Source organism: Janthinobacterium sp. TND4EL3, from assembly GCF_900156175.1.
Classification (GTDB): Bacteria; Pseudomonadota; Gammaproteobacteria; order Burkholderiales; family Burkholderiaceae_D; genus Janthinobacterium.
Genome location: NZ_FTMV01000004.1, coordinates 339,165 through 360,790 on the forward strand (window position 1 = coordinate 339,165; position 21,626 = coordinate 360,790).

General features: G+C 61.7%; 21 protein-coding genes, 1 rRNA gene and 1 pseudogene. 11 read left to right on the forward strand and 12 right to left on the reverse strand.

Translation table 11 applies throughout. The features are described from left to right. Genes BXA07_RS09715 through BXA07_RS09725 form a run of 3 tightly spaced genes read left to right on the forward strand, consistent with a single transcriptional unit; the run spans window position 1 to window position 1,235 of the window. The gene (locus tag BXA07_RS09715) at window positions 1–189 is read left to right on the forward strand and encodes a DUF1653 domain-containing protein (protein WP_034782199.1); all 189 of its coding nucleotides are present in this window, start codon (window positions 1–3) and stop codon (window positions 187–189) included. Between the two features lie 33 nt (window positions 190–222). Beyond that, window positions 223–693, forward strand: coding sequence for a CreA family protein (locus BXA07_RS09720; RefSeq protein ID WP_076567623.1), 471 nt, complete (start codon window positions 223–225; stop codon window positions 691–693). 11 nt (window positions 694–704) lie between these two features. Continuing rightward, window positions 705–1,235 carry a hypothetical protein gene (locus BXA07_RS09725; protein ID WP_076567624.1) on the forward strand — a complete coding sequence of 177 codons (531 nt, stop codon included), beginning with the start codon at window positions 705–707 and terminating at the stop codon, window positions 1,233–1,235. Window positions 1,236–1,423: 188 nt separating this feature from the next. Here BXA07_RS09725 and BXA07_RS09730 read toward each other — a convergent pair whose 3' ends face one another. Next, the gene (locus tag BXA07_RS09730; RefSeq protein ID WP_076567626.1) at window positions 1,424–2,917 is read right to left on the reverse strand and encodes a leucyl aminopeptidase; all 1,494 of its coding nucleotides are present in this window, start codon (window positions 2,915–2,917) and stop codon (window positions 1,424–1,426) included. Between the two features lie 67 nt (window positions 2,918–2,984). Here BXA07_RS09730 and lptF point away from each other — a divergent pair, with 67 nt between their 5' ends. From lptF to BXA07_RS09750, 4 genes are read left to right on the forward strand one after another with little or no spacing between them, the layout of a single operon-like run. Beyond that, window positions 2,985–4,130, forward strand: coding sequence for an LPS export ABC transporter permease LptF (lptF, locus tag BXA07_RS09735; RefSeq protein WP_076567628.1), 1,146 nt, complete (start codon window positions 2,985–2,987; stop codon window positions 4,128–4,130). Continuing rightward, window positions 4,127–5,296 carry an LPS export ABC transporter permease LptG gene (gene lptG / locus BXA07_RS09740; RefSeq protein ID WP_076567630.1) on the forward strand — a complete coding sequence of 390 codons (1,170 nt, stop codon included), beginning with the start codon at window positions 4,127–4,129 and terminating at the stop codon, window positions 5,294–5,296. Before lptF ends, lptG begins: the two co-directional genes overlap by 4 nt. Then, window positions 5,296–5,703, forward strand: coding sequence for a sirohydrochlorin chelatase (locus BXA07_RS09745; protein WP_076567632.1), 408 nt, complete (start codon window positions 5,296–5,298; stop codon window positions 5,701–5,703). The genes lptG and BXA07_RS09745 overlap by 1 nt, the downstream gene beginning before the upstream one ends. Beyond that, window positions 5,700–6,677 (forward strand): stealth family protein, encoded by a 978-nt coding sequence (locus tag BXA07_RS09750; RefSeq protein ID WP_076567633.1) that lies wholly within the window; start codon window positions 5,700–5,702, stop codon window positions 6,675–6,677. Before BXA07_RS09745 ends, BXA07_RS09750 begins: the two co-directional genes overlap by 4 nt. Window positions 6,678–6,683: 6 nt before the next feature. Here the strand turns inward: BXA07_RS09750 and BXA07_RS30770 are convergent, their stop codons facing one another. From BXA07_RS30770 to BXA07_RS09790, 8 genes and pseudogenes are all read right to left on the reverse strand, one after another. After that, a complete protein-coding gene (locus tag BXA07_RS30770; RefSeq protein ID WP_170909634.1) occupies window positions 6,684–7,334 on the reverse strand; it encodes a hypothetical protein in 651 nt (216 codons plus the stop codon). A 250-nt stretch (window positions 7,335–7,584) separates the two neighbouring features. Further along, window positions 7,585–8,349, reverse strand: a complete 765-nt coding sequence (gene cobA / locus BXA07_RS09760; RefSeq protein WP_076567637.1) for a uroporphyrinogen-III C-methyltransferase — start codon at window positions 8,347–8,349, stop codon at window positions 7,585–7,587. Between the two features lie 14 nt (window positions 8,350–8,363). Further along, window positions 8,364–9,683, reverse strand: a complete 1,320-nt coding sequence (locus BXA07_RS09765) for a sulfate adenylyltransferase subunit 1 (RefSeq protein ID WP_076567638.1) — start codon at window positions 9,681–9,683, stop codon at window positions 8,364–8,366. Then, a pseudogene (gene cysD / locus BXA07_RS31285) lies at window positions 9,683–10,597 on the reverse strand (sulfate adenylyltransferase subunit CysD); the annotation flags it as partial. The pseudogene cysD and the gene BXA07_RS09765, both read right to left, overlap by 1 nt. Before the next feature lie 27 nt (window positions 10,598–10,624). After that, on the reverse strand, window positions 10,625–11,341 hold the full coding sequence (locus BXA07_RS31290; protein ID WP_076567642.1) for a phosphoadenylyl-sulfate reductase: 717 nt from the start codon (window positions 11,339–11,341) through the stop codon (window positions 10,625–10,627). A 9-nt stretch (window positions 11,342–11,350) separates the two neighbouring features. Beyond that, window positions 11,351–11,911: a DUF934 domain-containing protein gene (locus BXA07_RS09780; protein WP_076567644.1), complete on the reverse strand. Its 561-nt coding sequence runs from the start codon at window positions 11,909–11,911 to the stop codon at window positions 11,351–11,353. Beyond that, on the reverse strand, window positions 11,904–13,592 hold the full coding sequence (locus BXA07_RS09785; protein ID WP_076567646.1) for a nitrite/sulfite reductase: 1,689 nt from the start codon (window positions 13,590–13,592) through the stop codon (window positions 11,904–11,906). Before BXA07_RS09785 ends, BXA07_RS09780 begins: the two co-directional genes overlap by 8 nt. Window positions 13,593–13,673: 81 nt before the next feature. Continuing rightward, a complete protein-coding gene (locus tag BXA07_RS09790) occupies window positions 13,674–14,447 on the reverse strand; it encodes a sulfite exporter TauE/SafE family protein (RefSeq protein ID WP_076567648.1) in 774 nt (257 codons plus the stop codon). A 160-nt stretch (window positions 14,448–14,607) separates the two neighbouring features. On the opposite strand from BXA07_RS09790, the gene BXA07_RS09795 reads away from it, so the two are divergent. The 3 genes from BXA07_RS09795 (at window position 14,608) to BXA07_RS09805 (ending at window position 17,403) form a co-directional block, all read left to right on the forward strand. After that, the gene (locus tag BXA07_RS09795; protein WP_076567650.1) at window positions 14,608–15,549 is read left to right on the forward strand and encodes a CysB family HTH-type transcriptional regulator; all 942 of its coding nucleotides are present in this window, start codon (window positions 14,608–14,610) and stop codon (window positions 15,547–15,549) included. Between the two features lie 61 nt (window positions 15,550–15,610). Continuing rightward, a complete protein-coding gene (locus BXA07_RS09800) occupies window positions 15,611–16,261 on the forward strand; it encodes a class I SAM-dependent methyltransferase (protein ID WP_076567653.1) in 651 nt (216 codons plus the stop codon). Window positions 16,262–16,455: 194 nt separating this feature from the next. Then, window positions 16,456–17,403, forward strand: coding sequence for a porin (locus tag BXA07_RS09805; RefSeq protein WP_076567655.1), 948 nt, complete (start codon window positions 16,456–16,458; stop codon window positions 17,401–17,403). 47 nt (window positions 17,404–17,450) lie between these two features. Here the strand turns inward: BXA07_RS09805 and BXA07_RS09810 are convergent, their stop codons facing one another. The 3 genes from BXA07_RS09810 to BXA07_RS09820 all read right to left on the reverse strand — a co-directional run bounded on the left by BXA07_RS09810 (window position 17,451) and on the right by BXA07_RS09820 (window position 20,924). Further along, window positions 17,451–18,635, reverse strand: a complete 1,185-nt coding sequence (locus BXA07_RS09810; protein ID WP_076567657.1) for a PAS domain-containing sensor histidine kinase — start codon at window positions 18,633–18,635, stop codon at window positions 17,451–17,453. A 165-nt stretch (window positions 18,636–18,800) separates the two neighbouring features. Beyond that, a complete protein-coding gene (locus BXA07_RS09815) occupies window positions 18,801–19,559 on the reverse strand; it encodes a LytR/AlgR family response regulator transcription factor (RefSeq protein ID WP_076567659.1) in 759 nt (252 codons plus the stop codon). A 63-nt stretch (window positions 19,560–19,622) separates the two neighbouring features. Then, entirely contained in the window at window positions 19,623–20,924 is a 1,302-nt protein-coding gene (locus BXA07_RS09820) for a sensor histidine kinase (protein WP_076567661.1), read from the reverse strand. A gap of 637 nt (window positions 20,925–21,561) precedes the next feature. Here BXA07_RS09820 and BXA07_RS09825 point away from each other — a divergent pair. Continuing rightward, a 16S ribosomal RNA gene (locus tag BXA07_RS09825) occupies window positions 21,562–21,626 on the forward strand; the annotation flags it as partial.

Sequence of the window (21,626 nt, forward strand, 5' to 3'; positions counted from 1 at the left end):
ATGCGTTATCGGCACTACAAGGGCGGCATTTACGAACTGGTGTGCGAAGCCACGCTGGAGGCGGACCTGACGCCGATGATCGTGTATCGCGCCGCTGACGGTTCGATCTGGACGCGGCCGAAAGACGTGTTCTTTCAGCTGATCGAGGTCGAAGGCGTCATGGTGCAGCGATTTGCCCCCATCAACTGATGGCCGCCCGCGTGCGTGCCAGGGATACTCTTCATGCGTAAATTGCTGCCTGCCGCATTCATGCTGGCCTTGGCCTGCACTGCGGCGCAGGCCGAAACCATCGGCTCCGTCGACACGGTGTTCAAACTGATCGGCCCGGATCACAAGATCGTCGTCGAAGCCTACGACGATCCCCGTGTCGCGGGCGTCAGTTGCTATCTGTCGCGCGCCAAGACGGGCGGCATCAAGGGCGCCGTCGGCCTGGCCGAAGACAAGGCCGATGCGGCCGTGGCCTGCCGCCAGGTGGGGCCGCTGCAGTTCAAGGGCAAGCTGCCGCGCCAGGAAGAAGTGTTTACCGAGCGCGCCTCGATCTTCTTCAAGCACGTGCGCGTGGTGCGCATGGTCGACAGCAAGCGCAATGCGCTCGTCTATCTCGTGTATTCCGACCGCCTGATCGAAGGCAGCCCGAAAAACAGCGTCACTGCCGTCGCCGTGCCCGGCGAGCAGCCGATTCCCGTCCGTTAAGCGAGCTTCCCATGCGTGGCTCCCGTTCCGCCGCCATCCTTGCCGTCAAGGCGATGCTGCTGTCTGGCCTGGGCGGCTGCGCCACCCTGACGGGCAATGCCGACCAGATGGTGCTGGTGCAAACCATCCTGGACAACCGCGAGCTCACTGGCGCCGGCTGCATACTCAGCAACGACGTCGGCAAGTGGTTTGTCACCACGCCCGGACGCATCACCATCCGCAAGAGCCGCGAGCCGCTGAAGGTCGACTGCCGCAAGCACGGCTCGCCAGCCGTCGCCGTGGACGACAACATCGATCCCAAGCTCAATGCCAGCATTTGGGGCAATGTCATCCTGACCCTGGGCGTCGGCTATTTCGTCGACCGCAACACGGGCGCCGGCTTCGACTACCCGTCGGTCCTGACCATCGTCATGCAGGACCCGGCGCGCATGGCGCCGCCGCCCGCGCCAGTCGCAGCGCCCGCGCCACCGGCCGCCGTGCCGGAAGCGGTGGTGCAGCCGAAGGTGGCGCCGTCGCCTTTGCCCAATCCCGTCGTCTACTGATTACTATGCCACGCATGAAAAAGCCGCCAGGTCAGTGACCGTGGCGGCTGTCTTTTTGCGTAACGACGCCTGACAAAACCGTAGCGAGCGGGAGCTGGCGGTGGCCGAGAAGCGCAGCTGTACTTTATGTACAGCGGGCATCGCCGGCCGCCAATCGCCCCGCGCAGCAGGTTGGGTCTGGCGTTCTCTTAGACCCGGTTGATCAGGAACGTCGTCAGCAGGGGGACTGGACGGCCGGTCGCGCCCTTCGAACCGCCCGATTTCCATGCCGTGCCGGCGATGTCCAGGTGCGCCCAGGTGTACTTCTTGGTAAAGTTTTCCAGGAAGGCCGCTGCCGTCACCGAACCGCCGCCTGGCGTGCCGATGTTGGCCAGGTCGGCGAAGTTCGACTTGAGCTGCTCGTTGTACGCTTCTTCGATCGGCATGCGCCATGCCGTGTCGCTCGATTGTTTGCCCGCCGCCAGCAGTTCATTGGCCAGCTGGTCATGCGCCGCATCGCTGCGCGTAAACAGGCCGCTGTTGTGGTGGCCCAGGGCGATGACGCAAGCGCCCGTCAGGGTGGCGATATCGACCACGGCTGCCGGCTTGAAGCGCTCGGCGTAGGTCAGCGCGTCGCACAGGACCAGACGGCCTTCGGCGTCGGTGTTCAGCACTTCGATGGTCAGGCCGTTCATCGAGGTGACGATGTCGCCCGGCTTGGTGGCGCGGCCGGACGGCATGTTTTCGCACGCGGCGATGACGCCGATGACGTTCAGCTTGAGGTTCATTTCGCCGATGGCGCGGAAGGTGCCCAGCACCGACGCGGCGCCGCACATGTCGTACTTCATCTCGTCCATGCCAGGACCGGCCTTGATCGAAATGCCGCCCGTGTCGAAGGTGATGCCCTTGCCGACCAGGACGACCGGCGCATCCTTGGCCTTGCCGCCCATGTGTTTCAGGACGATGAACTTCGGCGGCTGCTCGCTGCCGTTGGTGACGGACAGGAAGCTGCCCATTTTCAGCGCTTCGAGCTGTTTGCGGTCGAGTACTTCGACTTCAAACTTGTAATCCTTGGCCAGCTGCTTGGCCGTGTTGGCCAGGTAGGTCGGGTTGGCGATGTTTGCCGGCAGGTCGCCCAGGTTGCGCGTCAGGTCGGAACCGTTGGCGATGGCGATGGCTTGCGCCAGTGCGCCGCGCGTGGCTGCCGTTGCTGGCGCTGCCAGGACGATCTTGCGCACGCCCGCTGGCGCCGGATCTTTCTTGCTTTTTTGCGAGTCGCAGCGGTATTCGCTGTCGTGTGCCGCTTGCACCACGCAACGGATTGCCCAATTTACGTCACGCTCTTTCACTTCAAGCAGCGGTAATGCGATAATGGCGTCCGCAGCGCCCAGCGAGCCAAAGGCCTTCAGTGCGGCTTGTACGCCGGTCGTGAAGCTTTTTTCGCTGACAGTGTCATCGTTGCCCATGCCTACCAGCAGAACACGTTCGGCGGCGACGCCATCGACAGCGCGCAGCAGCAAGGTGCTGCCAGGCTTGCCGCTGATGTCGCCGGACTTCAGCGCAGCCGAAATCGCACCCTTGCTGTCCAGCGATTTTGCCGCTGGCGACAGTTTTTTGTTTTCGAATACCGCAACCGCGATGCATCCGCTTTTGGCCGTGCCGAGGGTGCTCTTGGTATCGAATGCTTTTATGCTAAAGTCCATTTGGTTCTCCGTTTTCATTTACTAGTAACGTGTTACTCAACTAACTGACCCGAATTATAAACTCCGAATGATCTTTCAACGCGCCCTTCGACGTGAATTGGCAAGTGCCGCCGGGGCCACCTTCACTGTTTTGTTCAGCATCCTGCTCACCTGGATGCTGATCGGTATTCTCGGCAAGGCGGCGGGCGGCAAGATCGCGTCGTCCGACGTCATGTCGCTGATGGTCTTTTCCGCCCTGATGCAGCTGCCCACCATCCTCATACTCACGGGATTCATCTCCGTGCTGATGGTCGTCACGCGCAGCTACAAGGAGTCGGAAATGGTGGTGTGGTTCGCCTCCGGCCTGAGCCTGTCGCGCTGGATCTGGCCCGTACTGAGCTTCGGCCTGCCGCTGGTGCTGGCCACCGGCATCCTGAGCCTGTACGCCACGCCGTGGGCGCAAAAGAAGAGCGACGAGTATGTGGCGCGCTTCGAGAAGCGCGAAGACCTGCAGAAAGTCACGCCGGGCCAGTTCCGCGAATCGGCCGGCAGCAACCGCATCTTTTTCGTCGAGGGCGTCAGCGGCGAGAAGAACGTGGTGCAGAACGTCTTCGTCAATACGGTCGATGAAAAAGGCAGCGCCGTCGTCGTCGTCGCCAAGGAAGGCGTGATCAATACCGACGCCCGCGGCGAGCGTTTCCTGGTGCTCAAGAGCGGCCGCCGCTACCAGGGCACGCCGACGCAGGCCGACTTCCAGACCATGGAATTCGAGCAGTACATCATGCGCATCGAAAGCAAGCAGCAGGACCTGGGGGCGGACCTGGGCGTGCGCGCCATGAGCACCATGGCGCTGATCGCCGAACCGAATCCCTACACCATGGCCGAACTGCTGTGGAGGGTCAGCGCGCCGCTGATCGGCCTGATGCTGATCCTGCTGGCCATTCCGCTGGGCTTTGTCAATCCGCGCGCCGGCAGTTCGGCCAACCTGATCGTCGCCCTGCTGATTTTCTTTACATACAGTAACTTGATCAAGGTGCTCGAAGCGAGCGTCAAGCAGGGGCGCCTGAGTTTTGGCGTGGCCTGGTGGCCGCTGCATCTGCTGGCGGCGCTGGCCGTGGTGGCGCTGTTCGCCTGGCGCCTGAACGTGAACCACCGCTATCATCCGCTGGTCCTGCTGGCGTCCTTCAAGCGCGCGCGCCGCGCCGGCAACACAAGTAAAGCGGCACCGAAATGAAGATTTTACAGCGCTATTTTGCCGTCTCGATTTTCCAGGCGGTGCTCTTCGTCCTGCTGGCCTTCCTGGCGCTGCAGGCCTTCATCGACCTGACGGGCGAGCTGCCCAAGGTCGGCAAGAACGGCTACAGCATCCAGTACGCCTTCCTGTACGTGCTGGTGCTGGTGCCCGGCCATGTCTATGAAGTGATGCCCATCGCGGCCCTGATCGGCACCATCTACACGATGGCGCAGTTTGCCGCCAGCTCGGAATTTACCATCATGCGCGCGTCGAGCATGTCGACGGCGATGGCGGCCGGCTTCCTGTTCCGCATCGGTATCGTCTTCGTCGTCATCACCTTCATCTTCGGCGAGCTGATCACGCCGCGCACGGAGCCGCTGGCCGAGCGCCTCAAGCTGACCTCGCGCGGCGCGGCCGTGTCGAGCGAATTCCGCTCCGGCCTGTGGACCAAGGATATGGTCAAGAGCGAAGGCTTGACGGGCACCGTCACCGGTTCGCGCTTCTTCAACGTGGGCGAAGCGCGTCCGGACGGCCAGCTGAAAAACGTCAAGCTGTATGAATTTGACACCACAATGCGCTTGCGCACCTTGACCGTGGCCAATAGTGCTACTTATCAGGGCAATAATACCTGGCGCCTGACCGATGTGACGGAAACGTCGTTCTCGAACAGCGCCGCCGCCTCGCCCGGCTACGCACCGAAGCTGGAAAACTACTATGGCCAGGAAACGAGCCTGGTGCGGACGGTAAAGAGCGCCAGCAAGGACATGGTGTCCGAAGTGACGCCAAAGATCCTGACGGTGTCCGCTTCCGATCCCGAACGCATGTCGGCCAGCGAACTGGCCGTGTATACGCGCCATTTGGCCGAGAACAAGCAGGAAACGGAGCGCTTCCGCATCGCCTTCTGGAAAAAGCTGATCGATCCGCTGGCCATCTTCGTGCTGATGGCGCTGGCGCTGCCGTTCGCCTACATGCATACGCGCAGCGGCGGCATCAGCCTGAAGATCTTCATCGGCATCATGATCGGCGTGAGCTTCATGCTGGTCAACACGCTGTTCTCGCATCTTGGACTGCTCAGCACCTGGCCGGCCTTCCTGACGGCCGTGGCGCCGAGCGCCCTGTATCTGCTGCTGGCGCTGGGCGCCCTGTGGTGGGTGGAGCGGCACTAATGGAGACGAACGTGAAACAGGCACTGATATTGTTTGCCCACGGCGCGCGTGCCGCATCGTGGGCCACGCCCTTCGAGCGCCTGCGCGACCTGACACAGGCGCGCATGCCCGGCACCGCCGTGCACCTTGCCTTCCTGGAGCTGATGACGCCGCGCCTGCCCGAACTGGTGCAAGCGCTGCTGGCGGACTTGCCCGCCGGCGCCACGCTGGACGTGACGGTGGTGCCGGTGTTCCTGGGCCAGGGCGGGCATGTGCTGCGCGACTTGCCCCTGTTGCTCGACGAGCTGCGCCAGCAGCATCCGGCACTGCGCCTGAACGTGGTCGAGGCGGTGGGCGAGAACGCCAGCGTGCTGGCCGCCATCGCCGATTACTGCGTGGCCGCGCCAGCTTCCATTTCCCGCGCTTGAACGGCAGCGCCGCCGCCATCGACATCGTCTACCTGTGGGTCGACGGCGCCGATCCGGCCTGGCGCGCGCGCCGGCAGCAGGCATATGCCGCGTGGGCGCAGGCGCATCCGGGCCAGCTGGCCCTGCACGGCAACGTGGCGGGCCGCTACCGCGACAACGGCGAATTGCGCTACAACCTGCGCGCCCTCGAGCGCTTCTTTCCCGGCCACGGCCATGTTTACCTGTTGACGGACCGGCAGGTGCCGGCCTGGCTGCGCGCATCGAAGCGTCTGACGGTGATCGACCACGCCAGCCTGATGCCCGGCGCGGCCCTGCCTGTCTTTGATTCAGGTCATATCGAATCGTATCTGCACCATATCCCCGGCCTGTCCGAGCGCTTTCTCTACCTGAACGACGACGTTTTTTTCGGCGCGCCGTTCGAGCCGGCATTCTGGTTTGGCGAAGGAGAGGGCGGCCGCCTGAGCGTGTTCACGGAAAGCGCGCTGCAGCAGGAACCGGATGGCTTGCGCGCCGACGTGGCGGCGCCCGTCAATTGCGCTACCTTGTCGCGGCAATGGCTGTCGGCGCAGTATGCGGACTACCGCCACGAGCCGCGCCTGTACGCGCATGCGCCGCGGCCCATGCTGAAAAGCGCGCTGCACGAACTGGAAGGGCTGGCGCCGGCCATGTTTGCCGGCGTGCGCTCCACGGTGTTCCGTGCATGGCAGGTGCCCGCATTGCTGCCGGACCTGGTGCCGCGCTGGATGGTGCACATGGGGTATGCGCAAGCGCGCATCCTCGATCCGCTGCATGTCGCCAGCGGCGATGCGCAGGCGCCGCGGCAGCTGGAGCAGCTGCTGGCGCATTTTGGCAGCCTGCCATTTTTCTGCATCAACGACACCTGCGACGAGGCGGACGATGACGATCCGCGCCTGCTGCGCGTGGCCGCTACCTTGCAGCGGCTGCTGCCGCTGCCATCTTCCTTTGAAACTTGAAGACGATTAAGCCGCTTTTTTCTTTGGCGCCAGGCTGATGCGGGCCGCGGCCGCGCTGTCGGACAGCGCAGCGAGGAACAGCAGCAGATAGGCGCCCAGTTCGAAGACTTCCTCGCCCAGCAGCGCATAGGCGTCCGGCATGCCGTGAAATACCTTCTTGTCGAACGGCCAGCCGGCCACCATCAGCAGGCCGCCGATGAGGGTCAGGATGGTGATGCGCATGGCGAAGATCTGCGGCGCCGCGGCAAACACCTTGCGCGCGCGGGGCGCGAAGAAGATCAGCAAGCGTATGAGGATCAGCAATTCCACCACGCGCAAGGCTTTTTCCGCCTGCGCCCAGGCGTGCGCCGTGCCGAACTGGTCGATGTCGAGTTCGCGCAGCAGGAAACCGAACAGCATGGCGGACATGCCCGCGTGCATCAGGAAGCGCAGCGACTGGCGGTCGGTTTCCTGCCAGGCGCGCACGCCGTGCACGGCGCAGGCCAGGGCCAGGAACAGCGCCTGCAGCCATTCGAGCAGATGGTTTTCATCGTCGATATCGGGAAAGACCGTCCACAGGGCGATGGAAGCAGCCATACTCAGGAGTACGGCGCTGGCGACGCCGGCATTGCTGCGGCTGAGCGAAGTCAGGGCTTCGCGCATGGAGTTGACAATCATGTAGGGATATAACGGCTAAAGTTGCGCGGCGGCGGTATTGCAGCCTGCGGGCGCAGCTTTTTTCGGGGAGACTGCCCCGCGCTTCCTGTCAGCCGGGAGGCCGCACAGCAAGCGTCTTGGCGGGGTGTAGCGTGATTTTCATTGCTATTGCGCAAGAACTTCTCGAGAAAAGATGCGTCTGCATCCTATCATGTTTTTTCTGAAGACGTCGGTTACTGACTTTAAAGTCGGTAAAATACAGTGTGTTTATTCAAGCATGGCGCGCCAGTATGGCCGTCGTTTCGGTGATGGACTGGTGTGCGCGCGCAGCCATGGCGTCGCCCAGCATCACCAGCACGGGGCCGTGGGTGTCGCCCAGGCCATGCGCCAGGGCGCTCAGCGTCAGGCGCACGATGCGCTGGTCCGGGCGGCTGCAGTTTTCAATCACCACCACGGGGGTATCGGCCCGGCGGCCCAGGGCCAGCAGGCGCTGCGCCGTGGCGATGGCTTCACGCCCGCCCATGTATTGCACCAGGGTATCGCAGTCGGGAATGCGCGTCTGCTCCGGTTCGCCCGGTGCCGTGCTGGACGTGAAAAAGGCCACGCTGCGCGACACGCCCCGCTTGGTCAGCGGCTGCAAGGTGGCGGCCGCGGCCGCCAGGGCCGTGGTAATGCCGGGCACCACTTCGACGGCGATGCCCGCCTCTTCCAGCGCCCGCAGCTCCTCGTCGGCGCGGCCGAACAGCATGGGGTCGCCCCCCTTCAGGCGCACGACGACGGCGTGCTTGCGGGCATTGTCGACCAGTTGCTTGTTGATAAACGCCTGCGCCGTCGATAACTGGCCGCAGCGCTTGCCGACCAGAATTTTTTGCGCCTGCGGGCACAGCTCCAGCATCTCTTCGGTGACGAGCGCGTCGTGCAGCACGACGTCGGCTTGCGCCAGCAGGCGGGCGCCGCGCAAGGTCATCAGGTCTTGCGCGCCGGGGCCTGCGCCGATCAGATAGACCTTGCCGGGGAGGGATGTGGAGTTGTTCATGGTGCTTGCCTTCCTTAGCTGACGCGGATCATTCCTGCGGCGACCGTCTGGTGGGTGACTTCGTCGATCAGGATGAATGCTCCCGTGGCGCGGATATCGGCATACGCATCGGCCGCCAGCGCCTGCTGCACGTTCAGGCTGATACGGGCGATGTCGTTGAGCTTCAAGCCTTCGGCCGGATGGCGCTGCTGCGTATTGATGTCGAGGATGGAGTCGATCGCCGTCACCTTGGCCGCCGTCTGCTTCGTGCCGTGCTTGATCCAGTATTTGCGGCGCAGGTCCAGCGCGTCTTCCGACAGCCAGCACACGTCGGCCACCACCTGTTTGAGCAGGGTGGCGGGGCGCTCGCTGCTGGCCAGCAAGTCGCCGCGCGAAATGTCCAGATATTCATTGAGCAGCAGGGTCACGGACTGGCCCACCACGGCCGTCGGCAGCGAGCCGTCAAGCGTGACGATATCTTTCACGGTTGCCGTCTGGCCCGACGGCTGCACCACCAGGGTGTCGCCGACGCTGACCTTGCCCGCCTCGATGCGGCCCATGTAGCCGCGGAAGTCGTTCGCTTCATGGCCGTTGTGGCGCGCCACCAGCTGCACGGGGAAGCGGAACGGCGCGTCGTGCGATTCGTCGTAGACGGACAAGGATTCGAGCAGCTCGATCAGGGTCGGGCCCGTGTACCAGCCCAGCTTGTCGCCGCGCTCGACGACGTTGTCGCCCGTCAAGGCCGACAATGGAATCGGCGTGATGTCCTTCAGTCCCAGCGACTGGGCGAACTCGCGGTAGGCGGCGACGATGCGCTTGTAGACCGTCTCATCGTAGTCGACCAGGTCCATCTTGTTGACGGCCACGACCACGTGCTCGATCTGCAGCAAATGGGCGATGGTCGAATGACGTTTGGTCTGGATCAACAATTCCACGCTGCCATCGTCACCGAGTTTGACCTTCGACACGTCGATCAAAATGATGACGGCGTCGGCCGTGGAAGCGCCCGTGACCATGTTGCGCGTGTACTGCTCGTGGCCCGGCGTGTCGGCGATGATGAACTTGCGCTTCGGCGTGGCAAAGTAGCGGTAAGCCACGTCGATGGTGATGCCTTGCTCGCGCTCCGCTTCCAGGCCGTCCGTCAGCAGCGACAGGTCGACCGTGTCGCCCACCGTGCGCTTGTGCTTGGAGCGCGACATGGCGTCGAGCTGGTCGGCGAAGATGCCCTTGCTGTCGAACAGCAAACGGCCGATCAGGGTGCTCTTGCCGTCATCGACGGAACCGGCCGTGATGAAGCGCAACATGCCGCGCTCCAGGTTATCGGTCAAATTGGTGTTCTGGATTGCTGCGTTCATTAGAAATACCCTGCTTTCTTGCGTTTTTCCATCGAGGCTTCGGAAGTCTGGTCATCCATGCGGGTGGCGCCGCGTTCCGTGATTTGCGTGATTGCCGTCTCGGCGATGATGGCGTCCACGGTTGCCGCGTCGGACGACACGGGGCAGGTGCACGAGATATCGCCCACAGTGCGGAAGCGCACGACCTGCGTTTCCACCGTTTCGCCGTCGCGCGGCGGCGTCAGGTCCGTCAGCGGCACCAGCAGGCCGTTGCGCGGGATCACCTGGCGTTCGTGCGCAAAGTAGATCGGCGGCAATTCCAGTTTCTCGCGGGCGATGTATTGCCACACGTCCAGCTCCGTCCAGTTCGAGATGGGGAAGACGCGCATGTTTTCGCCGGGATGGACGCGCGTGTTGTACAAGTCCCACAGCTCGGGACGCTGGGCTTTCGGGTCCCAGGCGCCGAATTCGTCGCGGAACGAGAAGATGCGTTCCTTGGCGCGGGCCTTTTCCTCATCGCGGCGGGCGCCGCCGATGCAGGCGTCAAAACCGTGTTCGGCGATGGTTTCCAGCAAGGTCACGGCTTGCGCCGCATTGCGCGAATCCGTGGCCGGGTTGCGCAGGCGCACGGTACCCCGCTTGATGGAATCCTCCACGGAGCCGACGATCAGGCGTTCGCCCAGCTGCGCCACCTTTTTGTCACGGAAAGTGATGACTTCCGGGAAGTTGTGGCCCGTGTCGATATGCACGAGGGGGAAGGGAAACTTGCCTGGGCGGAAGGCTTTTTCGGCCAAACGCAGCAGGACGACGGAATCCTTGCCGCCGGAAAACAGCAGCGCGGGATTGGCCGATTCGGCCGCCACTTCGCGCATGATGTGGATGGCTTCCGATTCAAGGCTGTCGAGGTGACGCTGGTTCAAAATATTGCTCATATTGGATGCTTTCTTGTTCTGTGTGTCTGTTCAGGCTGCCACGGATTTGATGCGGATCAACTTGCCGTCAACCATGTGCAGGCCGCATTCCTTGGAATCCGGGTTTTCCCACCACCAGCGTCCGGCGCGCACGTCTTCGCCCGGCTGTACGGCCCGCGTGCACGGTTCGCAGCCGATGGACGGGTAGCCCTGGTCGTGCAGCGCGTTGTAGGGCACGTCGTTGGCACGGATATAGTCCCACACATCCTGCTCGGACCAGTCGGCCAGCGGATTGAATTTCGTCATTGCGTGTGCAGCGTCCTCTTCCTGCACGTGCAGTTCGGCGCGCGTGGTGGACTGGGCGCGGCGTTGTCCCGTCACCCAGGCCTTGTTGCCGGCCAGGGCGCGGCCCAGCGGCTCGACCTTGCGGATGCGGCAGCATTCGCGGCGCATCTCGACACTGTTGTAAAACGCGTTCAGGCCGTTCTGTTCCACGTAGGCGGCCACCGCCTCCGGCTGCGGGCGGTACAGGACGATGTCGTGGCCGTAGCGGGCCTTGACCTTGTCGAGCACGGCCAGGGTTTCCTGGTGCAGCCGGCCTGTCTCCAGGGAAAAGATGCCGATGGGCAGCTTCGCCTTGAGAATCATGTCGGTCAGCACCATGTCTTCGGCTGCCAGGCTGGACGCGAACACGGCCGGCGAAAACTCCGCCGCGATGCGTGCCAGCGTTTGCTCGGTGGCGTCAATCAAAGAAGTCAGATCGCTCATGATTGGCCCTCAGATGCCGGCCGCGTTGTCGAGGTCAGGATTCTGGCCTTCGCGGTGGTGGCGGCGGAACAGCGGGGTTTTCTGGTCCCACGAGGCCTGGTAGGTTTCCGAGAAGACCGATAAACCTTTCAGGGCGTCATGGATGCTGCGGTCGGGCCGGGTGGCATAGGCGTCGAAGCCGACGCGGTGCATCGAAAACAATTGGTCGCGCAGCACGTCGCCGATGGCGCGCAATTCTCCGCGGAAACCGAGGCGGGCGCGCAGGTTGAAGGCGATGGAATAGCCGCGCCCATCCGTGAATTTCGGGAAATCCACGGCGATGACGGGCAGCACGTCCACATCGGCCGCCAGTTCTTCAGGGCGCTCGTCGCTGGCCAGCCACACGCCGATATCGGGCAGGCGGGCGGCCAGGGTTGCGCGCTGGGCTTGCCAAACGGGCAAGGGGACGATGACCTGGCCGGCCGGCACGACGACCGTTTCCGGCGTGTCGCTCTCATCGAGGCGCAGCAAGCCCCAGGTATTCGGCACCACGGCGGCGTTCTTGATGATTTCTTCGCGTACTTCAAACATATTCGTCTTCTCCCACCAGGTTGCCGACCGTGATCGGCGTTGCATACACATGTTCCTTGAACGGCGCCAGGCCCAGGCGCTGGGCCGTGTCGACGAAGCGCTCGCCTTCGTGGCGGTCGCGCACGTAGACGTGCAGCAGGCGGCCGATGACTTCAGGCATCTGCAGCGAGGAGAACGATGGCCCGATGATCTTGCCGATGGCCGCGTTGTTGCCTTGCGCGCCGCCGATCGACACTTGATACCATTCGCTGCCATCCTTGTCGACGCCGAGGATGCCGATGCTGCCCACGTGATGGTGGCCGCAGGCATTGATGCAGCCGGAAATATTCAGTTCGATCTCGCCGATGTCGTGCTGGAAGTCGATGCTGTCGAAGCGTTCCGCGATGGCGGCCGCGATCGGCAGCGACTTGGCGTTCGCCAGCGAGCAGAAATCGCCGCCCGGGCAGCAGATCATGTCGGTCAGCAAGCCGATGTTCGGCGTGGCCAGGCCGTGCGCCTTGGCTTCCTGCCACAGTGCGAACAGTTTCGACTGTTCCACGTCGGCCAGCACCAGGTTTTGTTCGTGCGTCACGCGCAGTTCGCCAAAGCTGTAGCGGTCGGCCAGATCGGCCACGAAGTCGATCTGCTCGGCCGTCGCGTCGCCCGGCGGCACGCCCGTCTTCTTCAGGGACAGCACCACGGCCACGTAGCCGGGGCGCTGGTGCGGCTTGACGTTGCGCGCCAGCCAGTTGACATAGGCCTTGTTGTCCGCATGTTCGGCCTGGTAGTCGAGTTCCGGCAGGGCAAGGTAGGCGGGCGGATTGAAGAAGTCCGCCACGCGCTGCATTTCCTCGGCCGTCAGGGTTTCCGGACCGTCCTTCAAGTCGACCCACTCCGCTTCCACCTGGCGCGTGAATTCTTCCACGCCGATGGCTTTCAGCAGGATCTTGATGCGCGCCTTGTATTTGTTGTCGCGGCGGCCGTGCAGGTTGTACACGCGCATGATGGCCTGGATGTAGGTCAGCAAATGCTGCCACGGCAGGAATTCGCGCACGACGCTGCCCAGGATAGGCGTGCGGCCCATGCCGCCGCCGGCCATCACTTTGAAGCCCACCTCGCCAGCGGCGTTGCGCACGGCCGTCAGGCCGATGTCGTGCACGGCGATGGCGGCGCGGTCTTCCTCGGCGCCATTGATGGCGACCTTGAATTTACGCGGCAGGGCGATGAACTCGGGGTGGAAGGTGCTCCACTGGCGCAACACTTCCGCATACGGGCGCGGATCGATGATTTCATCGGCCGCGACGCCGGCGAACGGGTCCGATGTTGTATTACGGATACAGTTGCCGGACGTCTGGATCGCGTGCATTTCCACGGATGCCAGGTCCGTCAGGATATCGGGCGTTTGCTCCAGTTCAATCCAGTTGAACTGGATGTTCTGGCGCGTGGTGAAGTGGCCATAGCCCCGGTCGTACTTGCGCGCGATGTGCGCGAACATGCGCATCTGTTTCGACGACAGCAAGCCGTAGGGCACGGCGATGCGCAGCATGTAGGCGTGGCGTTGCATGTACAGGCCGTTTTGCAGGCGCAGCGGAATGAATTCCTCTTCCGTCAGTTCATTGGCGATACGGCGCGCAACCTGGTCTCGGTACTGGGCGATGCGTTCTTTGATGATGAGGTGGTCGTACTGATCGTAATGGTACATATCAATTCCTAAAAAAGCCGGGGTGCTGGAAGACTGCCTGGGATGATGTTCTTGATACTGCTCGTGTCACTTGTTCGGTCATTAATAGATTAGCTTCACTGCCACGCCGGTCAAGGTCATCGCCAGCAGCACGCGTAAAAACTTTTCCGGCACGGAGCGGGCGACCCAGGAACCGAGCGTGATGCCGGGCAGGGAGCCGACCAGCAAGGAGGCCAGCAATTCCCAGTGGATGGAGCCGAGCCACCAGTGGCCCAGGGCGGCGATGGCCGTCAGGGGCACGGCGTAGGCGATGTCCGTGCCTGCCACTTCGGCCGAGCTCATGCGTGGATACAGCATCACCAGCAGGGTGGCGCCGATGGCGCCGGCGCCGATGGACGATACCGTCACGAGCACGCCCAGCACGGCGCCAGCGATGATGGTCGCGGCGGCAAGCTTGTTGCCTTGTAATTGTTTCTCGGGATGGGCATTGATCCAGGCCAGCATGCGGCCCTTGAAGATCAGCGCCACGACGGTCAGCAGTACGGAGGCGGCGATCGAGTAACGGATGATCTGGCCGATTTCCGGCGACAGGGTGCCGAACGATTTGAGCGCCAGGGTCGACACGACGGCGGCGGGCAGGGCGCCCATGCACAGGCGCTTGACGATATCCCAGCGGATGGTGCCGCGCAGGCGGTGCGTCAGGGTGCCGGCGCTCTTGGTGATCGAGGCGAACGCCAGGTCCGTGCCCACGGCCACGGAGGGCGGCACGCCAAACAGCAAGGTTAACAGCGGCGTCATCAGCGAACCGCCGCCCACGCCGGTCATTCCTACGAGTAATCCTACGGCAAATCCTGAGACTATATAAGACAAAGTCATGCTTGCACCCCCAAAGTACTCGCAATAGTAATAAACTTAGTGTTTATTCCAAACTACTTAGTACGCATTTGCTTATATGCGATATGCGTATATGCATGCGTGCAAAATCATGGGTGGGGCGGAAACTCGGCAAATCACGGCAATCTAGGGCAAACCAGCAATGAATCTCCATCAACTGCGCTTCGTGCGCGAAGCGGTCCGGCAGAACTACAACCTGACGGACGCCGCCAAGGCCTTGTTCACGTCGCAACCGGGCGTATCGAAAGCCATTATCGAGCTGGAAGAGGAACTGGGGGTGGATATTTTCACGCGCCACGGCAAGCGCATCCGCGGCTTGACGGAGCCGGGCCGTCTGGTGCTGGAGTCCGTCGAGCTGATCATGCAGGAAATCGACAGCATGAAGCGCATCGGCAAGGAATTCGCGGCGCAGGACAGCGGCAGCTTTACCATTGCCACCACGCACACGCAGGCGCGCTACACCTTGCCCAAGGTGGTGCAAGCCTTCATGCTGAAGTTCCCGAAAGTCAGATTGTCATTGCTGCAAGGCAATCCACGCCAGATCGCCGAGATGGTGCAGCGCGACCAGGCCGACCTGGCCATCGCCACGGAATCGATCGCCGCCATCGATGGCCTGATCACCTTGCCATGCTATCAATGGGAACATGTGGTGGTGGTGCCGCTCGACCATCCGCTGCTCAAGTCGAAGTCCGTGACCCTGGAAGAAATCGCCGCCTACCCCCTGATTACCTATGACAGCGCGTTCGCCGGACGCAACAAGATCGACCATGCTTTCGTGCTGCGCGGCCTGAAGCCGGACATCCTGCTCGAGGCCATCGACGCGGACGTGATCAAGACTTATGTCGAGTTGGGCATGGGGATTGGTATCATAGCGGGTATGGCCTTCGATGCCGAGCGCGACAAAGGCTTGCGCGCCATCCCCGTCGGCCACCTGTTCGGCATGAATGTGTCGCGCGTGGCCGTCAAGCAGGGCGCGTATTTGCGCAGCTATATTTATACCTTTATCGAGTTGCTGACGCCGACACTGAACCGCAAGCTCATCGAGCAGGCGATGAGCGGTGATAAAGAGCACTACGAACTCTAACAATGCAGGAAGCCGGCCGGGCGGGTTGCCTGGCCAAGATTATTTAAGAAGAGAAGAAACAATGATTACCGATCAGCTTGCCAAATATTACGCCACCATCGCGCAGCAGTACGAGCGCGTCTATGACAAGCCCGAACGCCAGGAAGACCTGGAAGTGTTGCGCGACAAGGTCGCCGACGTGCTGGAAGGCCACACCGTGCTGGAACTGGCTTGCGGCACCGGCTACTGGACGGAAGTGGTCGCCGAGTCGGCCGAATCCGTGCTGGCCACCGATATCAACGATGAAATGCTGGCGCTGGCCCAGGCCCGCGGCTTGCCCGACAACGTCACCTTTGCCAAGCTCGACGCCTTCAACCTGCCGGACGACTTGCTGGGCAAATTCACGGCCGTGTTCGCCGGCTTCTGGTGGTCGCACGTCAAGCGCGAAGACCAGGACAAATATCTGAAGCAATTGCGCGCGAAGCTGGGCAAGGACATCTTGCTGGTGCTGATCGACAACTCGTATGTTGATGGCAGCAGCACGGTCATCGCGCGCACCGACCTGGAAGGCAATACCCACCAGTTCCGCACGACGGAGGCGGGCGAGCGCTATGAAGTGCTGAAAAATTTCCCTTCGGATAGCCATCTGCGCAAGAAGTTTGCCCACTCGGCCCGTGAAATCCGCATGAAGCGCCTGGAATACTACTGGCTGCTCAGCTGCCGCCTGAAATAGGGCCGGCACGGCAAGACCCACCGCCTGCGGGCGGTTTTTTTTCGCCTGTTGTTTTTATGTGACACGGTGTTGTGCCAAAAAGCAACATCTTGTCGATGTCATATTGTTGAAGTATTTGGTTGGCATGATTCGGTTCAGCAGCTAAGCAGCTCAGCAGCAGCTCATCTTGTCCAACCTAATGTAGAGATTCTCAAGTGAAAAAAATTACTCTGGCAGCATTGATCATCGGCACCTTCGCAGCAGCTACGGCACAAGCACAATCGAACGTCACCGTGTACGGCCTGGTTGACCTTGGTATTGCCAAGACCACTGGCCAGCCGACCGTCGAACGCGAAAACAATGCGTCGCGCCTCGGTTTCAAGGGTACGGAAGATCTGGGTGGCGGCCTGTCCGCAATTTTCAACCTGGAAAGTGAATTCCTGGCCGACACCGGCGCGCAAAAAGGCGTGTTGTTCGACCGTCAAGCTTACGTGGGTTTGAAAGGCGCTTTCGGTACCGCCATCCTGGGCCGCACCAAGAACCTGGTCGATGGCACCATCGCCCGCGTCGACCCATTCAACACCTACGGCGTGGTTGGCAAGAACAATGAAGCCCTGCTGCGTTCGGGCGTCGGCACGTCGCGCGTCAACAATGCCGTGACCTACAACAGCCCGAGCTTTGACGGTTTCGTGGCCAGCCTGCAATACGTGCTGAGCGAAGTCAACAGCGCTGACGCTGGCGTGATCGGCCTGGCAACCTACGACAACGGTCCGATCAGCCTGCATGCCGGTTACGAAAAAGCCGTGCAGGCAACGGCTGTGGCGCCGAAGGCCGACCTGTGGTCGATCGGCGGCGGCTATAAATTCGGTCCAGCCAAGATCACGGCCGCTTACTCGAAAGGCGACACCAAGGTTGCCACCACGGGCGAATTCAAGTCCTACCTGATCGGCCTGAACTACACGGTGGGCGGCGGCGATGCCAAAGTGTCGTATGGCAAGCAAGAGCAAAGCAACAACAAGGTCAATGACCAGGACACCATCAAGGAATTCGGCGTCGGTTACGATTACCACCTGTCGAAGCGTACCGACGTGTACGCCTACGCTGGCCGCGAGCGCGTCAAGTCGCTGACCTCGTACCAGATTGGTCTGGCACATAAATTCTAAGCATCATCTGCTGTAAAGCAATGCGAGGCGCCTGCGGGCGCCTTTTTTCATTCCTGCATGACCGTTTCCCTTGCTTGGGCATGCATGGGCAGCGAGATTTCGATGCGTGTGCCGCCCAGCTCGCTATCGGCGCCGATATGGATGCTGCCATTCAGGCCCCACACGCGTTCGCGCATGCCCAGCAGTCCCAGGGCCGTGGCCTTTTCCAGGTCTTGTTCGGCGATGCCGCGGCCGTCGTCCTGGATGGTGATGGCCAGCGAGGAATCGATGCGGTGCAGGGCGATGGTGATATGGCTGGCCTCGGCGTGACGGGCGATATTCGTCAGCGCTTCCTGCACGATGCGGTAGATGGCCGTGCTGCGCGCATCGTCGAGCACCAGGTCGGCCTCGTCGGCCAGCAAGTCGAAATGTATGGCGCGGCGCAATAGAAAGTCATGGCGCAGTTTTTGCAGCGCAAAATACAAGCCCCCTTCATCAAGCGCGCGCGGCCGCAGGTTGCTGGCGATGCGGCGCAGCGAGGTGATCGCCGTCACCAGCAAGCCGTCCATGCTCTGCAGCAGGGCTTGCAGGGATGGGGTGGTGTCCGTGTGCTGGCGCACGAGGGTCAGGTCGACGCGCAAGGTGGCCAGCAACTGTCCCAGGTCGTCGTGCAGTTCGCGCGCGATATGCTTGCGCTCTTCTTCGCGGATGGTTTGCAGCGCGCTCGACAATTCACGCAGCTGCGAAAAGGAGCGGGCCAGCTGTTCATGCACCTGTTTGCGCGCGCTGATGTCACGCACGATGATGGTGTAGACGGTGCGTCCGCCTTCCTGCATGGCCGAGAGCGACCCTTCGAGGGGAAACATGGCGCCAGCGCTGCGTCTGCCCGTCAAGGTGTAATCGGTGGCGCGCCGGCCCGTCAGGCGCAGTTCCTGGCCGATGTCGCCGAACGGCGCATCGCTGTCGTGATTGCCCAGGCTGCGCAAGTCGCGCAGGATGTAGTGGCCCAAGCGCATGCCGCGCATGCGCGCCGGCGTGTCGTCAAACAGCCTGGCTGCGGCCGCGTTCGCATGCAGGATGACTTGGCGGCTGTCGATGCTGATGATGGCCTCGCTGGCGCTGTCGATGATGGCCTGGCCACGCGCCTGCCGTTGCCGGCTGGCTTTCAGCGGGGGAAATAATAGCAGCAAGAGCGCCGCCGTCATGCCCAGGGGCAGGATGCGCAGCAGTCCGGAGTTGCCTCGGTCAGGCATGGGGATATCTCCTTGCGAACGTGTACGAAGGCAGGCAAGACAGGAGTGGCGGCAGGACTGTCTCTAGCCTATGCCTGCTGGGGCGGCGCGGCTTGATGTGGCGCAGGAAGGGGAAAGGAAGAGATCAAGGTGCCGCGCCGGCCTGGGCCGGGCGGCGGTGGACGCTTACATTTGCTTGAACAGGTGCAGGAAGCTGCGGCTCACTTCGAGCTTGTCGGACTTGCCTTTGATGAGCACGAGGTGGCGGCCGCGGATGTCGCGTGTCACGCCTTCGATGGCGTTGACGTTGACCAGGGTGGCGCGGTGGATTTGCCAGAACAGCGAAGGGTCGAGCTCTTCGGCCAGGTCGCGCACGGGCTTGCGGATCAGCGCTTCATACTTGGCCGTCTGTACGCAGGTGTATTTTTCGTCGGAACGGAAAAATAAAATCTCTTCCACCGGGATCATGCGCAAATCCTGGCCGATACTGGCTTGTATCCATTGTAAATAGGTGGGCTTGGCCGTGATTTTTTCGGCCAGCTGCGACAGCATGGCCGTGACGCTGCTGTTGACGTCCAGCGCCGGCTTGTTCAAGTGCGTTTTCAGGCGTTCCACCGTGACCAGCAGGCGCTCATGCTCGGGCGGCTTGAGCACGTAGTCGACGGCGCCCCGCTCGAAGGCTTCCACGGCGTGCGTGTCGTAGGCCGTGACGAAGACGATATGGGTCTTGCTGCCTATGGCCTGCGCCGCTTCCATGCCCGTCTTGCCCGGCATGCGGATGTCGAGGAAGGCAAAGTCCGGCTTGAGCTGTTCCACCAGTTCGATCGCTTCGTCGCCATTCTTGGCTTCGCCGATGATTTCCAGTTCGGGCCAGGCCTGGCCCAGGCGCAGGCGCAGCTGGTCGCGCATTAGTCTTTCGTCGTCGGCAATAATAGCGGTAGGCATAGGTCTCAGGTGTGAACAGGCGAAGATTGATTATTCAATGATTTAGCGTTTTTATCAACAGTCTTATTTGGACAGCTGATACGGCACTTCGATCACGGCGCACACGCCACTGGGTTGATTTGGCGTAATGGTCAGGCTGCCCTGGTCGCCGTGAAGCAATTTCAGGCGTTCGCGGATGGTGGGCAAGCCCAGGCCCGTGCCATCGCTGGGGACGACACCAAAGCCGAGGCCGTCATCGGTGACAGTCACGCGCAGCTTGCTGTGCGCCACTTCGGCCACGATGCGCAGGGTGCCGCCTTCCGGTTTGACTTCCAGGCCGTGCTTGATGGCATTTTCCACCATCGATTGCAGCATCATGGGCGGGAAGGCGGCGCTGCGCAGGCCGTCGGGAATCTGGAAATCGACCGTCAAGCGTTCTTCCATGCGCATTTTCAGCAGGTTCAGATAGGCTTGCACCATGTCCGCCTCACGGCCCAGGTTGGTAATCAGAGCGTTGTCGCGCATTTGCGGCAGCACGGCGCGCAGATACTGGATCAGGCTGCGCTGCATCTTGGCCGCGCGCGGCGGGTCGACCTGGATCAGGTGCTCGACGGAGGCGAGGGTATTGAACAAGAAGTGCGGCTCGACTTGCGCCTGCATCATCTGCATCTTCGCCTCGCTGAGCTGGCGCTGCATGGATTCGCGCTCGGCGGCTTCATTGGCCGTGACGGTTTCCGCTTCGGCGCGTTTCTTGCCGCCAACCAGGGCCTTCATGGCGAACAGGGCCAATACGAGCAGCGAGACAAAGCTCTTGAACCAGGTCGAGGCTTGCTGGTGGTAGCGCGAGACTTTTTGCTCTGCGGCATCATCGACGGCCTCTTCGATGGCATTCGACAGTTCTTCGCCGATTTGCGGCGGCAATTCGATATGGACTTCTTCCCCGGATGCATTGGTCGTTACCGGATAGCTGGGTTTGGCGGGCGCCGCAGGGACGGCAGGCGGCTCGGGCGGTGCCGGCGGCACGGCGCTGGCCTGTTCGTCCGCCTCGGCGGCGTCGGCCGGCTCGCTGGCAGCATCGGCCGTGCTGCTGCGCCGGTTCTTGTTATTGCGCGGATTGAAATGGATGCCCGTATCATCGATCAGGATGTTGGTGTCGCCCGTGCCCTTGCTGCTGCGCTTGTGCGACTTGATCACGACTTCCTCATTCGGGCTTGATGAGAACAGTTCATCCTGCAAAATGGAGCCGGCGATCAGGGCTAGCGCGGCGAACAGGAAAAATTTCCACCAAGACAGCTGGGTGACCCAGGTCGTCGTCGCGTCGAATGCCCGTTGCAACCAGGCGAGGATGGTTTTCAACAGTTGCGGCAGGTTGGAAATCGGGAGCATGTGGACGCTTTCAAATACAAGATACAAGAGTTAATCGACGCGGCGGACAAGTTTAACCTGTTGTTGTGCCGTGTCAGAGTCTGATGTTGCCACTGTGCCTAAAGCGATGGCGCGATGCCAGCCCCTTGCGACAGGCTGCACAAATGGGCGCTTGAAGTGAACGCTTTGCCGGCTGGGCGGAGAGGGGCACGGAGGGGGCGGCGAAATAGCGCTTGCGGAGCCTGCGGGGCAGGGCTATAATTCGCCCCCTCGCTGAACGACGCATGCAAATGCCGAGTAAAGCAGGGTAGAAAAGAAGGAGTTGACGGATTTAGCGAAATGCTTCATACTCTTCCTTCTTCGCAGCTGACAAACACAACGCTTTGTCGATAGCGCGAGAGTAGCAAATAAGCAGTACCGAATACCGTTCTTTAACAATTAACAGTCGATAAGTGTGGGCATTTGATGTAAGTGCAGCAGCGATCTTCGGATTGCTGTAATACTTAAAATATCAAATGTTCACAAGAAATAATGAAATAGGCGCTACGAAAGTAGTGGCCTGTCAGTTTTTTGAGTGAGCAAACACCTCGCAATGCGAGGGGTTTGAACTAGTTAAATAGTTCGACCATGCCGGTAAAACGGCAAAGTAACAGAGATTAAACTGAAGAGTTTGATCCTGGCTCAGATTGAACGCTGGCGGCATGCCTTACACATGCAAGTCGA

Bases quoted from the DNA above. Each gene is read 5' to 3' on its own strand.
- BXA07_RS09715 (WP_034782199.1), top strand. From the start codon at position 1: ATGCGTTATCGGCACTACAAGGGCGGCATTTACGAACTGGTGTGCGAA.
- BXA07_RS09720 (WP_076567623.1), top strand. From the start codon at position 223: ATGCGTAAATTGCTGCCTGCCGCATTCATGCTGGCCTTGGCCTGCACT.
- BXA07_RS09725 (WP_076567624.1), top strand. From the start codon at position 705: ATGCGTGGCTCCCGTTCCGCCGCCATCCTTGCCGTCAAGGCGATGCTG.
- BXA07_RS09730 (WP_076567626.1), bottom strand. From the start codon at position 2,917: ATGGACTTTAGCATAAAAGCATTCGATACCAAGAGCACCCTCGGCACG.
- lptF (WP_076567628.1), top strand. From the start codon at position 2,985: ATGATCTTTCAACGCGCCCTTCGACGTGAATTGGCAAGTGCCGCCGGG.
- lptG (WP_076567630.1), top strand. From the start codon at position 4,127: ATGAAGATTTTACAGCGCTATTTTGCCGTCTCGATTTTCCAGGCGGTG.
- BXA07_RS09745 (WP_076567632.1), top strand. From the start codon at position 5,296: ATGGAGACGAACGTGAAACAGGCACTGATATTGTTTGCCCACGGCGCG.
- BXA07_RS30770 (WP_170909634.1), bottom strand. From the start codon at position 7,334: ATGATTGTCAACTCCATGCGCGAAGCCCTGACTTCGCTCAGCCGCAGC.
- cobA (WP_076567637.1), bottom strand. From the start codon at position 8,349: ATGAACAACTCCACATCCCTCCCCGGCAAGGTCTATCTGATCGGCGCA.
- BXA07_RS09765 (WP_076567638.1), bottom strand. From the start codon at position 9,683: ATGAACGCAGCAATCCAGAACACCAATTTGACCGATAACCTGGAGCGC.
- BXA07_RS31290 (WP_076567642.1), bottom strand. From the start codon at position 11,341: ATGAGCGATCTGACTTCTTTGATTGACGCCACCGAGCAAACGCTGGCA.
- BXA07_RS09780 (WP_076567644.1), bottom strand. From the start codon at position 11,911: ATGTTTGAAGTACGCGAAGAAATCATCAAGAACGCCGCCGTGGTGCCG.
- BXA07_RS09785 (WP_076567646.1), bottom strand. From the start codon at position 13,592: ATGTACCATTACGATCAGTACGACCACCTCATCATCAAAGAACGCATC.
- BXA07_RS09790 (WP_076567648.1), bottom strand. From the start codon at position 14,447: ATGACTTTGTCTTATATAGTCTCAGGATTTGCCGTAGGATTACTCGTA.
- BXA07_RS09795 (WP_076567650.1), top strand. From the start codon at position 14,608: ATGAATCTCCATCAACTGCGCTTCGTGCGCGAAGCGGTCCGGCAGAAC.
- BXA07_RS09800 (WP_076567653.1), top strand. From the start codon at position 15,611: ATGATTACCGATCAGCTTGCCAAATATTACGCCACCATCGCGCAGCAG.
- BXA07_RS09810 (WP_076567657.1), bottom strand. From the start codon at position 18,635: ATGCCTGACCGAGGCAACTCCGGACTGCTGCGCATCCTGCCCCTGGGC.
- BXA07_RS09815 (WP_076567659.1), bottom strand. From the start codon at position 19,559: ATGCCTACCGCTATTATTGCCGACGACGAAAGACTAATGCGCGACCAG.
- BXA07_RS09820 (WP_076567661.1), bottom strand. From the start codon at position 20,924: ATGCTCCCGATTTCCAACCTGCCGCAACTGTTGAAAACCATCCTCGCC.